Below are 14,378 nucleotides of genomic sequence, written 5' to 3'. Positions count from 1 at the left end.
CGAACCAAGCCAGTGAAGTGAGAGAAGACGATGGGCAAGGCATTGGAGGGAGTCCGCATCCTGGACTTCACCCACGTTCAGTCGGGACCGAGCTGCACCCAGCTGCTCGCCTGGTTCGGCGCGGACGTGATCAAGGTGGAGCGTCCCGGCGAGGGCGACGTGACGCGCGGCCAGCTGCGGGACGTGGCCGGCGCGGACAGCCTCTATTTCACCATGCTCAACGCCAACAAGCGCTCCATCACCCTCGACACCAAGAACCCGCAGGGCAAGGCGGTGCTGGAAGAGCTGGTGAAGAAGTGCGACGTGCTGGTGGAGAATTTCGCCCCCGGGGCGCTGGAGCGCATGGGCCTCGGCTGGAAGCGGCTCAGCGAGATCAATCCGCGCCTCATCCTCGCCTCGGTGAAGGGCTTCGGCCCCGGCCCGTTCGAGGACTGCAAGGTCTATGAGAACGTCGCCCAGTGCGCGGGCGGCGCCGCCTCCACCACCGGCTTCCGCGACGGCCTGCCCATGGTGAGCGCGGCGCAGATCGGCGACTCGGGCACCGGCCTTCACCTCGCCCTCGGCATCGTCACCGCGCTCTACCAGCGCGAGCACACCGGGCGCGGCCAGAAGGTCATGTGCGCCATGCAGGACGCGGTGCTGAACCTGTGCCGGGTGAAGCTGCGCGACCAGCAGCGCCTCGCCAACGGCCCGCTGCGCGAATACAGCCAGTATGGCGAGGGCGTGCCGTTCGGCGACACGGTGCCGCGCGCGGGCAACGATTCCGGCGGCGGCCAGCCGGGCCGCATCCTCAGGTGCAAGGGCTGGGAGAACGATCCCAACGCCTACATCTACTTCATCACCCAAGGCCCGGTCTGGGAGAAGATCTGCGACGTCATCCACGAGCCCGGGTGGAAGACCGATCCCAATTACGCGACCCCCGCGGCACGGCTGCCGCATCTCAACGAGATCTTCACCCGCATCGAGGCGTGGACCATGGCCCACACCAAGTACGAGGCCATGGAGATCCTCAACACCTACGACATCCCCTGCGGCCCGATCCTCTCCATGAAGGAGATCGCCGAGGACAAGTCGCTCTACGCCACCGGCACGCTGGTGGAGGTGGAGCACCCGGCCCGCGGCCGCTACGTGACCGTGGGCAACCCGATCAAGCTCTCCGACAACGACGTGCCCGTCGCGCGGGCGCCGCTGCTCGGCGAGCACACCAACGAGATTCTCGGCGAGGTGCTGGGGCTCGATGCGGAATCCATCGCGATCATCAAGCAGTCCGGCGCCCTCGGGGCGCCCCTGCGCGAGGCCGCGGAGTAGACCAACGCCTCGGCGGGCGGCGCCTGAGGCGCTCCCGCCGCCCGCACGGCGCCCCGGCGCCGGCGGGAGCCGGCCGGACTGGAAGAGTGGAAGCGATGACCTCGGCCCAGGAACACGTTCAGGTGGACCACGTTCAGGTGGACCATGCTCAGCTGCTGGACGCCCTCGGCGACGCCGTCGTCGTGTGCGACGGGGCGGGCGCGATCATCTTCTGGAACCGCGCCGCCGAGCGCATGTTCGGCTTTACCAGGGCGGAGGCGCTCGGCGCCTCGCTCGACATCATCATCCCCGAGCGCCAGCGCAAGCGGCACTGGGACGGCTATTTCGAGACCATGCGCACCGGCGTTACGCGCTACGGCAGCGCGCTCCTGCGCGTCCCGGCCCTGCACAAGGACGGGCATGCCCTTTCCATCGCCTTCACGGTCGCCCTGCTGTCCGGCGCGGACGGCAAGGCGACCAGCATCGTCTCCATGATCCGGGACGAGACGGAGCGGTGGAAAGAGGAGCGCGCGCTTCAACGCCGCGTGGCGGAGCTGGAGGCGAAGGCCGGCCAGACGCCGCACCCACAATAGCCGGAGGAAACCGGCAGCTCGCGGCCGGCGGCGCTCCGCCGGCCCTCAGGTTTTGCGCGGGAGCGGGCGCCTGCCCCGCCCGCGCAGGGTTTAGGCAACGCTTGAAAGGGAACCAAACATGTCGAAGCCATTGGAAGGCATCAAGATCATCGACTTCACCCACGTCCAGGCCGGCCCCGCCTGCACCCAGCTCCTGGCCTGGTTCGGCGCCGACGTGATCAAGGTGGAGCGCCCCGGCTCCGGCGACGTGACGCGCAACCAGCTGCGCGACATCTCGAACGCCGACGCGCTCTACTTCACCATGCTGAACTCCAACAAGCGCTCGCTCACCCTCGACACCAAGACCCAGGAGGGCAAGGACGTCCTCACCAAGCTCATCAAGGAGAGCGACGTCCTGGTGGAGAATTTCGGCCCCGGCGCGCTCGACCGCATGGGTTTCTCGTGGGAGCGCATCAAGGAGCTCAACCCGGGCATGATCGTCGCCTCGGTGAAGGGCTTCTCCGACGGCCACCACTACGAGGACCTGAAGGTGTACGAGAACGTCGCCCAGTGCGCGGGCGGCGCCGCCTCCACCACCGGCTTCTGGGACGGCCCGCCCACCGTGTCGGCCGCGGCGCTTGGTGATTCCAACACCGGCATGCACCTCGCCATCGGCATCCTCACCGCGCTGCACCAGCGCAACAAGACCGGCAAGGGCCAGAAGGTCGCCGTGTCCATGCAGGATGCGGTCATCAACCTCTGCCGCGTCAAGCTGCGCGACCAGCAGCGCCTCGACCGCGTGGGCTACCTGGAGGAGTATCCGCAGTACCCGCACGGCACGTTCTCGGACGTGGTGCCGCGCGGCGGCAATGCCGGCGGCGGCGGCCAGCCGGGCTGGGTGCTGAAGTGCAAGGGCTGGGAGACCGATCCCAACGCCTACATTTACTTCACCGTGCAGGAGCAGGCCTGGGCCAAGGTCGCCGAGGCCATCGGCAAGCCGGAGTGGAAGGACGACCCGGCCTACAGCACCGCCCGCGCCCGCCAGGACAAGATCTTCGACATCTTCGCCGTCATCGAGGCGTGGCTGGCCGACAAGACCAAGTTCGAGGCGGTGGACATCCTGCGCAAGTTCGACATCCCCTGCGCCCCGGTGCTCACCATGAAGGAGATCGCCGAGGACAAGTCGCTGCGCGAGAGCGGCACCATCGTCGAGGTGGACCACAAGCAGCGCGGCAAGTACCTGACCGTCGGCAGCCCGATCAAGTTCTCGGACATGAGCGTCGAGATCACCGGCTCGCCGCTGCTCGGCGAGCACACCGACGAGGTGCTGTCGGAGCTCGGCTATTCGGCCGAGCAGATCAAGTCCATGCACAACAACCGCGTGGTGTGAGCGCGCGTCGCTCCTAGGCGAGCCACCCCCCTCTCCCGCTTGCGGGGGAGGGTGGGGGAGGGGGCATGCCCTCCCCGCTCACGCCTCGACCGACAGGGGCTCCGGTCGTTCCGGCCGGCCCCCTCCCAACCCTCCCCCGCGAGCGGGGGAGGGCTTTGGCGTGGCGCCCGATCATTCCGTTGCGAGCCTGTTCCGGCGCTGAGCGCCCGTCCGGCCGCCCATCCCGCCGCCCCTGAGGGGCAGGCTTCCCAGTCCCATCCGCCGAGAGCGTCACGCCTGCGGCTTTTCCGGCGCCGTGCCGCATGGGCGCGGCCGCCCGTTCGCCTGCTCGCTGCGACTTGCGCCGCGGAATGCGCCCGCAAGCGGCGCGCCGGGGCCGTGCCGCGGCCCTCGACGAGGAAGGACCCCCAAGATGAATATTCACGAGTACCAGGCCAAGGCGCTCCTGAAGAAATATGGCGCTCCGGTCTCGCGCGGTGTGCCGGTGCTGAAGGTCGAGGACGCGGAAGCGGCCGCGAAGGAGCTGGGCGGCCCGCTCTGGGTCGTGAAGTCCCAGATCCACGCCGGCGGCCGCGGCAAGGGCAAGTTCAAGGAGCCCGAGGCCGGCGAGAAGGGCGGCGTGCGCCTCGCCAAGTCCATCGACGAGGTCAAGCAGTTCGTCGCCCAGATGCTGGGCCGGACGCTGGTCACCATCCAGACCGGGCCGTCCGGCAAGCAGGTGAACCGCCTCTACCTCGAGGACGGCTCCGACATCGAGAAGGAATTCTACCTCTCGCTGCTCGTCGATCGCGCCACCTCCCGCGTCGCCTTCGTGGTGTCCACCGAGGGCGGCATGGATATCGAGGAGGTGGCCCATGCCACGCCCGAGAAGATCGTCACCTTCTCGGTGGACCCGGTCACCGGCGTGCAGGGCTTCCACGGCCGCAAGGTGGCCGACGCCCTCGGCCTGTCCGGCGATCTCGCCAAGCAGGCCGGCAAGCTGGTGGAGGTGCTCTACAAGGCCTTCACCGACACCGACATGGCCATGCTCGAGATCAACCCGCTGATCGTCACCAAGGACGGCCAGCTGAAGGTTCTCGACGCCAAGGTGACGTTCGATTCCAACGCCATGTTCCGTCATCCCGAGCTCGCCGAGCTGCGCGATCTGACGGAAGAGGACGCCAAGGAGATCGAGGCGTCCAAGTACGACCTCGCCTACATCGCCCTCGACGGCACCATCGGCTGCATGGTGAACGGCGCCGGCCTCGCCATGGCGACGCTCGACATCATCAAGCTCTACGGCGAGGAGCCGGCGAACTTCCTCGACGTGGGCGGCGGCGCCAACGAGGAGAAGGTCACGGCGGCCTTCAAGATCATCACCGCCGACCCGAACGTGAAGGGCATCCTGGTCAACATCTTCGGCGGCATCATGAAGTGCGACGTCATCGCCAACGGCGTTCTGGCCGCGGTGAAGGCGGTGGGCCTCAAGGTGCCGCTGGTGGTGCGCCTCGAAGGCACCAACGTTGAGGAAGGCAAGAAGATCATCCGCGAGTCCGGGCTGAACGTGATCCCGGCGGACGATCTGGACGATGCGGCGCAGAAGATCGTGGCCGCGGTGAAGAAGGAAGCTGCGTGATGTCCGTGCTCATCAACAAGGACACCAAGGTCATCACCCAGGGCTTCACCGGCAAGAACGGCACGTTCCACGCCGAGCAGGCCATCATCTACGGGACCAGGATGGTCGGCGGCACCTCGCCCGGCAAGGGCGGCTCCACCCATCTCGGCCTGCCGGTGTTCGACACCGTCATCGAGGCCAAGGAGAAGACCGGCGCCGACGCCTCGGTGATCTACGTGCCGCCTCCGGGGGCCGCCGACGCGATCCTGGAGGCCATCGACGCCGAGATCCCGCTCATCGTCTGCATCACCGAGGGCATCCCGGTGATGGACATGGTGAAGGTGAAGCGGGCGCTGTCCGGCTCGAAGTCGCGCCTCATCGGTCCCAACTGCCCGGGCATCGTCACGGCGGGGGAGAGCAAGATCGGCATCATGCCGGCCAACATCTTCAAGAAGGGCTCGGTGGGCATCGTCTCGCGCTCGGGGACGCTGACCTACGAGGCGGTGTTCCAGACCTCTCAGGAGGGCCTGGGCCAGACCTCGGCGGTGGGCATCGGCGGCGACCCGGTGAAGGGCACGGAGTTCATCGACGTGCTGGAGATGTTCCTGGCCGACCCGGCGACCACGTCGATCGTGATGATCGGCGAGATCGGCGGCTCTGCGGAGGAGGACGCGGCGCAGTTCCTGGCGGATGAAGCCAAGAAGGGGCGCAAGAAGCCGATGGTTGGCTTCATCGCCGGCCGCACGGCGCCTCCCGGGCGGCGGATGGGCCATGCGGGGGCGATCATCTCCGGCGGCAAGGGCGGCGCCGAGGACAAGATCGCCGCAATGGAGGCGGCCGGCATCACCGTGTCCCCCTCCCCCGCCCGCCTCGGCAAGACCCTGGTGGACGTGCTCAAGGGCTGAGCCGCGCGGCAGCCCCCTCGCCCCGCCCCTCTTGCTCCGGGAGAGGGGCGCGGTCCGGGCGCGACGCGGAACCCTCTCCCTGAGGGAGAGGGGAGGGTGAGGGGGACGGCGGCCGGGCTGCAGGCCATGCCATAGGCCGCCGGGCGGAACCCCTCGCCCCAACCCTCTCCCTGAGGGAGAGGGCGCACGGTGCGCGCAGAGGCGCCTCCGGAAACAATCGCAAAAGGAAACCCCATGACCACATGGCTGCGCTTCTCACACCAGGGCGCGACGAAGATCGGCACCCTCGACGGCGACACCATCGCCGTGCACGAGGGCTGCATGTTCGCCGGCGCCACGCCCACCGGCGCCACCCTCGCGCTCGCCGACGTCACGCTGGAGGCGCCGTGCGCGCCGTCCAAGATCGTGGCGCTGTGGAACAACTTCCACGAGCTCGCCGCCAAGCTGAAGGTGGCCGAGCCGGCCGAGCCGCTGTGGCTGCTGAAGGCGACCACCTCGGTCGCCGCCCCCGGTGCGATCGTGCGCAAGCCGGCGAGCTATGACGGCAAGACGGTCTATGAGGGCGAGCTCGGCATCGTCATCGGCAAGAGCCTCGCCGATGCCTCGGAGGCGGAGGCGGCCGCCGGCATCTTCGGCTACACGGTGGTGAACGACATCACCGCCGCCGACATCCTCAACCGCGACCCCACCTTCCCGCAGTGGGCGCGGGCCAAGGGGGTGGACGGCTACGGCCCGTTCGGCCCCTGGATCGCCACCGGCTTCGACCCCGCGGCCGCGCGGGTGCGCACCATCCTGAACGGGCAGGAGCGGCAGAACTATGCGCTCGCGGACATGATCTTCGCGCCCGCGCGGCTCGTGGCGATGCTGTCGCGGGAGATGACGCTGAACCCCGGCGACCTCATCGCCTGCGGCACCTCGGTGGGCGTGGGCGCCATGAAGGAACCCACCAACACCATCGCGGTCGAGATCGCCGGCATCGGCACGCTCACCAACACCTTCGTGCAGTGACGGGGAGGGCGGTCGGGGCCTTCAGGCATCGGCGTCGCCGCAGCCGCCCTCATGCCCGGCCTTGTGCCGGGCATCCATGTCGAACCGTTGATCTATCTTGCGAAAGCTCGTCCCGGCCGATCCGCATGGATGGCCGGGACGAGCCCGGCCATGACGCCTGCAAGGACCGGAGGGGGATATCTGCATCCGCCCGCGTCCGTTCGGGGAGGGCGGTCAGGACCTGACCGCCCGCACGCCCCAGATCAGGATGCAGGCGCCGACGAAGCCGGCAAACAGGTAGCCGAGCCAGCCGCCGAAGCTCACGCCGACGAGGCTGAACAGGAAGCTCGCCACCGCCGCGCCGATGATGCCGAGCAGGATGTTCATGAAGATGCCGGTGTCGCTCTTCATGAACATGGAGGCGAACCATCCGGCAAAGCCGCCGATGATGATGGCGGCGATCCAACCCACTTGTGCGTCTTCCATGGCGTTCCTCTGCTGCTGGCGCCCGCGAAGGGGCTGCGCAGGGGAAACGACGCAGGACGCCAACGGTTCCGGTCACGTTTGCCGGGGCATGGCGCGCAGCAAAAAGGCCGCCCGGGGGCGGCCTTTTCGGGAAGCCGGGCGCGTCAGGCGCCGGCCGTCACTTCTTCAGCGCCGCCTGCGCCGCCGCGAGGCGGGCGATCGGCACGCGGAACGGCGAGCAGGAGACATAATCGAGCCCCACCTCGTGGCAGAACGCCACCGAGGCCGGGTCGCCGCCATGCTCGCCGCAGATGCCGAGCTTGATGTCCGGACGCGACTTGCGCCCGCGCTCGACGCCGATCTTCACCAGCTCGCCGACGCCGTCCACGTCGATGGAGACGAACGGGTCCACCTCCAGGATGCCCTTCTGCACATAGGGGCCGAGGAAGGTGCCGGCGTCGTCGCGCGAGACGCCGAAGCAGGTCTGGGTCAGGTCGTTGGTGCCGAAGGAGAAGAACTCGGCGCCCTTGGCGATCTCCTCGGCGCGCAAGGCGGCGCGGGGCAGTTCGATCATGGTGCCCACCTGGAAGGTGAGCTTCGCCCCGGTCTCCTTCTCCACCGCCGCGGCGGTGTCGCGGATCACCTTGTCGACGATGTCGAACTCGGCCTTGGTGGCGATGAGGGGCACCATCACCTCGGGCACCACCGCCTCGCCGGTCTTCTTGGCGGCGATGACCGCCGCCTCGAAGATGGCGCGCGCCTGCATCTCGGCGATCTCGGGGAAGGCGATGGCGATGCGGCAGCCGCGGAACCCGAGCATCGGGTTGACCTCGTGCAGCTCCTTGTAGCGGCGCTCCACGCGCTCGATGTCGACGCCGAGGCTCTTGGCCACCTCCGCCGTCTCCTCGGCCGTGTGGGGCAGGAACTCGTGCAGCGGCGGGTCGAGCAGGCGGATGGTGACCGGCAGGCCCTTCATGATCTCGAACAGCTCGACGAAGTCGTCCCGCTGCATGGGCAGGAGCTTGGCGAGGGCCGAGCGGCGGCCGGCCTCGTCGTCGGCGAGGATCATCTCGCGCACGGCGAGGATGCGGCCGGCGTCGAAGAACATGTGCTCGGTGCGCGAGAGGCCGATGCCCTCGGCGCCGAACGAGCGCGCCATGCGGGCGTCCGCCGGGGTCTCGGCATTGGCGCGGACCTTGAGCTTGCGCACCTTGTCGGCCCAGCCCATGAGGGTCGCGAACTCGCCCGACAATTCGGGCTGGAGCATCGGCACCTCGCCCTTCAGCACCTGGCCGGTGCCGCCGTCGATGGTGATGGTGTCGCCCTTCCTGAAGGTCTCGCCGGCCACGGTGAGCGTCTGCGCCTTGTAGTCGATGCGCAGCGCGCCGGCGCCGGAGACGCAGGGCTTGCCCATGCCGCGCGCCACCACGGCGGCGTGCGAGGTCATGCCGCCGCGCGAGGTGAGGATGCCCTGGGCGGCGTGCATGCCGTGGATGTCCTCGGGCGAGGTCTCCACGCGCACCAGGATGACCTTGAGGCCCTTCTCCTTCATGGCCTCGGCCTCGTCGGCCGAGAACACGATGGCGCCCGCCGCCGCGCCGGGCGAGGCGGGCAGGCCGGTGGCGATCACCTTGCGCTCGGCCTTGGGATCGATGGCGGGGTGCAGCAGCTGGTCCAGCGCCGCGGGATCGACGCGGCCGACCGCCTCCTGCTCGCTGATGAGCCCCTCGCTCGCCAGCTCCACGGCGATGCGCAGCGCCGCCTTGGCGGTGCGCTTGCCGGAGCGGGTCTGGAGCATCCAGAGCTTGCCCTTCTCCACCGTGAACTCGAGGTCCTGCATGTCGCGGTAGTGGTTCTCCAGCGCGTTCGAGATGCGCTCGAAATCCTTGAACGCGTCCGGGAGCGCCGCCTCCATGGAGGGCTTGTCGGAGCCGGCGGCCTTGCGCGCGGTCTCGGTGAGGTCCTGCGGGGTGCGGATGCCCGCCACCACGTCCTCGCCCTGGGCGTTCACCAGGAACTCGCCATAGAGCGCCTTCTCGCCGGTGGAGGGGTTGCGGGTGAAGGCGACGCCGGTGGCCGAGGTCTCGCCCATGTTGCCGAACACCATGGACTGCACGTTCACCGCAGTGCCCCAGCTCTCCGGAATGGAGTGCAGGCGGCGGTAGGTGATGGCGCGCGCGTTCATCCAGGAGCCGAACACGGCGCCGATGGCGCCCCAGAGCTGCTCGTGCGGGTCCTGCGGGAACGGCTTGCCGAGCTCGGCCTGGACCTTCTTCTTGTACTCGACCACGAGGGCCGCCCAGTCATCGGCGGAAAGGTCGGTGTCGAGGGTGAGGCCGTGCTGGAGCTTGTAGTGCTCCAGGATCTCCTCGAAATGGTGGTGCTCCACGCCCAGAACCACGTCCGAATACATGGTGATGAAGCGCCGGTAGCTGTCATAGGCGAAGCGCCGGTCGGCGAGCTTGGCCACCGCCTCCACGGTCTCGTCGTTGAGGCCGAGGTTCAGCACCGTGTCCATCATGCCGGGCATGGAGGCGCGGGCGCCGGAGCGCACCGAGACCAGGAGCGGGTTCGTGGGATCGCCGAACGACTTGCCGGTGAGCTGGCCGACCTGGGCCAGCGCTTTCTCCACGTCGCCCTTCAGCTCGGCGGGATAGGTCTCGCCGTGCGCGTAATAATAGGTGCACACCTCGGTGGTGATGGTGAAGCCGGGGGGCACGGGCAGGCCGAGATTGGACATCTCGGCGAGGTTCGCGCCCTTGCCGCCGAGGAGGTTCTTCATGTCGGCTTTGCCCTCGGCCTTGCCATCGCCGAAGGTGTAGACCCATTTCGTCATGTGCTGGTCCCTTTGAAGGGTGGGGCAGGTCGCGATGGGCCGATGGTTTAGCTCGCAGCGCAGCACGCATCAACTGGAGGAAAGAATCTCCCATCGTTCGGATGCGCGGCATCGCGGCGCGCCGGGGCGGGCGCGCCGGTTTTCGGACTTGGCATGCCGCAACGGAAGATCCATCGCGACCTGCCGCCGTCTCGCTCCTGCCGTCAAGGGCCGGACGAGCCGCGGCATGAGGGTGGTGAAAGGCGTCACAGGGCGCTGACGACCCTCGCCGCCGTCATGCTCCGACGTGATCGGAGCAGCCACGCGCCCTCACCGCCTTGCGCCTGCTCGCAGGATCAGCCCTCCGATCGCGTCCGAGGGCGACGTGCGCCTGCGGGTCCGCGCCGCCCTCAGCGGATGATGCCCGAGAGCCCCACGACGATCAGGTAGACCGCGACGATGACGTTCAGCAGCCGGGGAAAGAGCAGGATCAGGATTCCCGCCACCAGCGCCACCCAAGGCTGAACCAACACCAGGTTGATGGACATGTCGTGCTCTTTCCGTGGTTGGGCGGCGCCGTCCGTGGCGGCACGCCCCGAGGGGGCAGGAGGTCACAGCCGGGCATCGTCTGCAACAGGGGAGCGGCCGCCCGCGCCGGCCATCCCCAGGCATGGACGCGCCGGCCTCTACCCGCGTTCCTTCACGCTGGTGTGACGGCGGCCGCGTTGCGCCGCGGCGGGGAGCCGCCACAATCGCTTGACGCTCCGACATCCCTGCCGACAGGACGCCGCCGCCCATGCGATCCTTCCGTCTCCCCTGCCGGCCGCTGGCCGCGCCGCTTCTCGCGCTCGCCGTGGCCACGGCCGGGCTGGCCTCGGGCGTGACCGGTGCCGCGGCACAGCCCGAGAAATGCCCGCGCATGGTGGCCGCCGCCGCGCCCCTGCGCGTCGCCGCGCTCGGCCCGGGCACGGGTGCGCAGTCACCGGTCCTGCGCCTCGCCCAGATGAGCACGCGGGAAGCGAGCGCGCAGGCGAGCGGGAATGTGCGCCTGTCCTTCATCGGCCACGCCACGTTCCTGATCGAGAGCCCGGCCGGCGTGACCATCGCCACCGACTACAACGACTATGTGCGCCCGGCCATCGTGCCCGACGTCGTCACCATGAACCGGGCGCACGACACCCACTACACCGACATGCCGGAGGCCGGCATCGCCCATGTGCTGCGCGGCTGGAACCCGGACGGCGGGCCGGTCAACCACGAGCTGACGCTCGACGACGTGTGGATCCGCAACGTGCCCACCAACATAAGGCGCGGCTCCGGCACGCTCTATGACGGCAATTCCATGTTCGTGTTCGAGGTGGCGGGGGTGTGCATCGCCCATCTCGGCCACCTGCACCACCTGCTCACCCCGGAGCACGTCGAGGCGCTGGGGCGCATCGACGTGGTGCTGGCGCCGGTGGACGGCTCCTACACGCTGGACCTGGAAGGCATGGTGGAGGTGCTCAAGGAGATCGGCGCGCCGCTGGTCATCCCCATGCACTATTTCAGCAGCTGGGGGCTGGAGCGGTTCCTCACCCGGCTCGGCCAGGGCTACAAGATCGAGCGCTCGGCCGAGCCGACGGTGCTGCTCTCGCGCGAGAGCCTGCCCAGGGAGCCCACCGTCCTCGTCCTGCCGGGCCGGTGAGGCCCGCCGGCGATGCGGGACGGCCTCAATGCTTGTCGCTGGAGAGCTTGTCCGACCAGGCGAGCAGCAGGCTCGATCCCACGAACACCACGTGGATGATCACCAGCCACATGAGCGTGTTCTCGCTCATGCCGCCCTTGTCGAGGTTCATGAACGCCTTCAGGAGCTGGATCGCGGAGATGGCGACGATGGAGGCGAGCAGCTTCTGCTTGAGGCCCGTGAAGTCCACCCGCGTCATCCATTCCGGCCAGTCGGGGTGGCCGGCGGGGTCGATCTTGGAGACGAAGTTCTCGTAGCCGGAGAAGATCACGATCACGACGAGGTTGCAGGTCAGCGTCAGGTCCACCAGGGCCAGCACGCCGAGGATGATATCGCTCTCGCTCGCCGATATCGCGCCCTCGATGAAATGGAGCAGCTCGGCGCCGAACTTGAACAGCAGCACCAGCATGGCCACGACGAGGCCGACATAGAACGGCGCCAGGATCCACCGGCTGCGGAACAGAACCGATTCGATCGCACGCTCGATCATCTTCCTGACCCCGTCCCCGTCGCGCCGGCGCATGATGCGCCGCACCCTTCGGCGAAGGGGTGCCATGGCGCGCGGCGGACGGCAAGCGGGACCTCGCGCCGCATGGGCGCCGGCGGAACCGGCTACTCCTTCACCGCCCCGGTCATGGAGGAGACGTAGTAGTCCACGAAGAAGGAATAGAGGATCACCACCGGCAGCGAGCCGATCAGCGCGCCGGCCATGAGCGAGCCCCACTCATAGACGTCCGAGCGCACCAGCTCGGTGAGGACGCCCACCGGCACGGTCTTGTTCTCGGACGACTGGATGAAGGTGAGGGCGTAGATGAACTCGTTCCACGACAGGGTGAACGAGAAGATGCCGGCCGAGATCAGGCCCGGCACCGAAAGCGGCAGCAGCACCTTGATGAGGATCTGCCAGCGCGAGGCGCCGTCCACCAGCGCGCATTCCTCCAGCTCGAACGGGATCGAGCGGAAATAGCCCATCAGCAGCCAGGTGGAGAACGGCACCAGGAAGGTGGGGTAGGTGAGGATGAGCGCCAGCTTGGTGTCGTAGATGCCGATGCCGAACACCATGATGGCGAGCGGGATGAACAGGATCGAGGGCGGCACCAGATAGGCGAGGAAGATGCCGAGCCCCACCCAGCGCGAACCGTGGAAGCGCAGCCGCTCGATGGCGTAGGCGGCGAACACCGAGGTGACCAGCGAGATGAAGGTCGCCGCCACCGAGATGAAGACCGTGTTCCACAGCCAGGCCGGATAGGAGGTCTCGAACAGGAGATACCTGATGTGGTCGAGCGTCGGCTCCACCACCCAGAGCGGCGAATAGTTGTTGTAGTCGGTGAGCTGGAAGTTCGGCTTCACCGCCGTGATCGCCATCCAGTAGAACGGGAACAGCAGCACGAACACGAAGATCAGCAGCGGCAGGAACACCGTCACGATCCGCCGCGGCAGGCTGTCCAGATAGCTCATGCCGGTGGAATTGTCGGTGAGATGGTCGGTGGTCGACAGGCTCATCGGGCGATCCTCGGCAGGAATGGGGCGCGTCGCGCCTGGTCGCGCAGGCCGGAAAGGAGTGGCGTGGCTCTCCCCATCAGTCCCCGCCCCCCTGCTGCCACTTGCGGCGCTGCAGGCCGAAATAGCTGAACAGGATCGCCGCCAGCAGGAACGGGATCATCGCCACCGCGATCGCCGCGCCCTCGCCCAGCTGCCCGCCGGGAATGGCGCGCTGGAAGGAGAGGGTGGCCATCAGGTGGGTGGAGTTGAGCGGCCCGCCGCGGGTCAGCACGTAGATGAGCTGGAAGTCGGTGAAGGTGAACAGCACCGAGAAGGTCATCACCACGGCGATGATCGGCGAGAGCATGGGCAAGGTGATGAAGCGGAAGCGCTGCCAGCTGGAGGCGCCGTCCAGGGTCGCCGCCTCGTGCAGCGAGGGCGGGATGGTCTGCAGGCCCGCGAGCAGCGAGATGGCGACGAAGGGGATGCCGCGCCAGACATTGGCCGCGATCACCGAGGCCCGCGCATTCGTCACGTCGCCGAGGAAGTTGATCGGGGCGTCGATCAGCCCCATGCGGATCAGCGCCCAGGAGATGATCGAATACTGGCTGTCGAAGATCCACCAGAAGGCGATCGCCGAGAGCACGGTGGGCACCACCCACGGCAGCAGCACCACGGCGCGGAAGAAGGCCTTGAACGGCAGGTGCTGGTTCAGCAGCAGCGCCAGCCACAGGCCGAGGGCGAACTTCAGGATCGAGGCGGCGATGGTGTAGAGCAGGGTGTTGAACACCACCAGCCAGAACAGGCTGTCGTCGAACAGGAGCTGGTAGTTCTCGAGGCCGATGAACACGCCCGGCCGGCCGATGCGGGTGTCGGTGAAGCCGAGCCATACCCCGAGCCCGAGCGGGTAGGTGAGGAAGAACAGCAGCACCGCCGCCGCCGGCAGCATGAACAGGAGCCCGAGCACGTGCCGCCCCTGGCCGATGCCGCTCCAGAAGGAGCGCCGGGCAGGCGGCGCGGCGCGCGCCTCGGATGCGGTGGTGACGGCCATGCGTTCCTCTCCTGAAACCAGCCTGCGTCTCCCTTTCCCCGCCGGGGAGAGGGTCGGGGTGAGGGGAGGGGGCGCCGGTATGGAGCCCGTGGTGGGGAAAGCGCGAG

Annotated in this window: 13 protein-coding genes; 7 read left to right on the top strand and 6 right to left on the bottom strand. The window is 68.3% G+C overall.

Features of this window, described 5'->3' with window-relative positions:
* Positions 1–30 precede the first annotated feature (30 nt).
* From frc (V5F67_RS18960) to V5F67_RS18935, 6 genes are all read left to right on the top strand, one after another.
* Positions 31–1,308: a formyl-CoA transferase gene (gene frc / locus V5F67_RS18960; protein WP_394022222.1), complete on the top strand. Its 1,278-nt coding sequence runs from the start codon at positions 31–33 to the stop codon at positions 1,306–1,308.
* A 95-nt stretch (positions 1,309–1,403) separates the two neighbouring features.
* Positions 1,404–1,880 (top strand): PAS domain S-box protein, encoded by a 477-nt coding sequence (locus tag V5F67_RS18955; RefSeq protein WP_394022221.1) that lies wholly within the window; start codon positions 1,404–1,406, stop codon positions 1,878–1,880.
* Between the two features lie 118 nt (positions 1,881–1,998).
* On the top strand, positions 1,999–3,249 hold the full coding sequence (frc, locus tag V5F67_RS18950) for a formyl-CoA transferase (protein ID WP_394022220.1): 1,251 nt from the start codon (positions 1,999–2,001) through the stop codon (positions 3,247–3,249).
* Between the two features lie 412 nt (positions 3,250–3,661).
* Complete coding sequence (gene sucC, locus V5F67_RS18945) at positions 3,662–4,864, top strand: ADP-forming succinate--CoA ligase subunit beta (protein WP_509210586.1); 1,203 nt, start codon at positions 3,662–3,664, stop codon at positions 4,862–4,864.
* The gene (sucD, locus tag V5F67_RS18940) at positions 4,864–5,748 is read left to right on the top strand and encodes a succinate--CoA ligase subunit alpha (RefSeq protein WP_394022260.1); all 885 of its coding nucleotides are present in this window, start codon (positions 4,864–4,866) and stop codon (positions 5,746–5,748) included. The genes sucC and sucD overlap by 1 nt, the downstream gene beginning before the upstream one ends.
* Before the next feature lie 234 nt (positions 5,749–5,982).
* Entirely contained in the window at positions 5,983–6,756 is a 774-nt protein-coding gene (locus V5F67_RS18935; RefSeq protein WP_394020736.1) for a fumarylacetoacetate hydrolase family protein, read from the top strand.
* 213 nt (positions 6,757–6,969) lie between these two features.
* Here the strand turns inward: V5F67_RS18935 and V5F67_RS18930 are convergent, their stop codons facing one another.
* From V5F67_RS18930 to V5F67_RS18920, 3 genes are all read right to left on the bottom strand, one after another.
* A complete protein-coding gene (locus V5F67_RS18930; RefSeq protein WP_394020737.1) occupies positions 6,970–7,221 on the bottom strand; it encodes a GlsB/YeaQ/YmgE family stress response membrane protein in 252 nt (83 codons plus the stop codon).
* Positions 7,222–7,378: 157 nt separating this feature from the next.
* On the bottom strand, positions 7,379–10,036 hold the full coding sequence (gene ppdK, locus V5F67_RS18925) for a pyruvate, phosphate dikinase (protein ID WP_394020738.1): 2,658 nt from the start codon (positions 10,034–10,036) through the stop codon (positions 7,379–7,381).
* 389 nt (positions 10,037–10,425) lie between these two features.
* On the bottom strand, positions 10,426–10,563 hold the full coding sequence (locus V5F67_RS18920; protein WP_394020739.1) for a DUF3096 domain-containing protein: 138 nt from the start codon (positions 10,561–10,563) through the stop codon (positions 10,426–10,428).
* A 248-nt stretch (positions 10,564–10,811) separates the two neighbouring features.
* Between V5F67_RS18920 and V5F67_RS18915 the strand changes: the two genes are divergently transcribed.
* Positions 10,812–11,699: an MBL fold metallo-hydrolase gene (locus V5F67_RS18915; protein ID WP_394020740.1), complete on the top strand. Its 888-nt coding sequence runs from the start codon at positions 10,812–10,814 to the stop codon at positions 11,697–11,699.
* Between the two features lie 25 nt (positions 11,700–11,724).
* On the opposite strand, the gene V5F67_RS18910 is transcribed toward V5F67_RS18915, so the two are convergent.
* From V5F67_RS18910 to V5F67_RS18900, 3 genes are all read right to left on the bottom strand, one after another.
* Positions 11,725–12,228, bottom strand: coding sequence for a TIGR00645 family protein (locus V5F67_RS18910; RefSeq protein ID WP_394020741.1), 504 nt, complete (start codon positions 12,226–12,228; stop codon positions 11,725–11,727).
* A 122-nt stretch (positions 12,229–12,350) separates the two neighbouring features.
* Positions 12,351–13,241, bottom strand: a complete 891-nt coding sequence (locus V5F67_RS18905) for a carbohydrate ABC transporter permease (protein ID WP_394020742.1) — start codon at positions 13,239–13,241, stop codon at positions 12,351–12,353.
* 76 nt (positions 13,242–13,317) lie between these two features.
* Positions 13,318–14,169, bottom strand: coding sequence for a carbohydrate ABC transporter permease (locus V5F67_RS18900; protein ID WP_394020915.1), 852 nt, complete (start codon positions 14,167–14,169; stop codon positions 13,318–13,320).
* Positions 14,170–14,378 lie beyond the last annotated feature (209 nt).

Source organism: Xanthobacter pseudotagetidis, from assembly GCF_043194795.2.
GTDB lineage: Bacteria > Pseudomonadota > Alphaproteobacteria > Rhizobiales > Xanthobacteraceae > Xanthobacter > Xanthobacter tagetidis_A.
The sequence above is the reverse complement of the archived record's forward strand: the minus strand, read 5'-3'. Positions and strand labels throughout refer to the sequence as shown.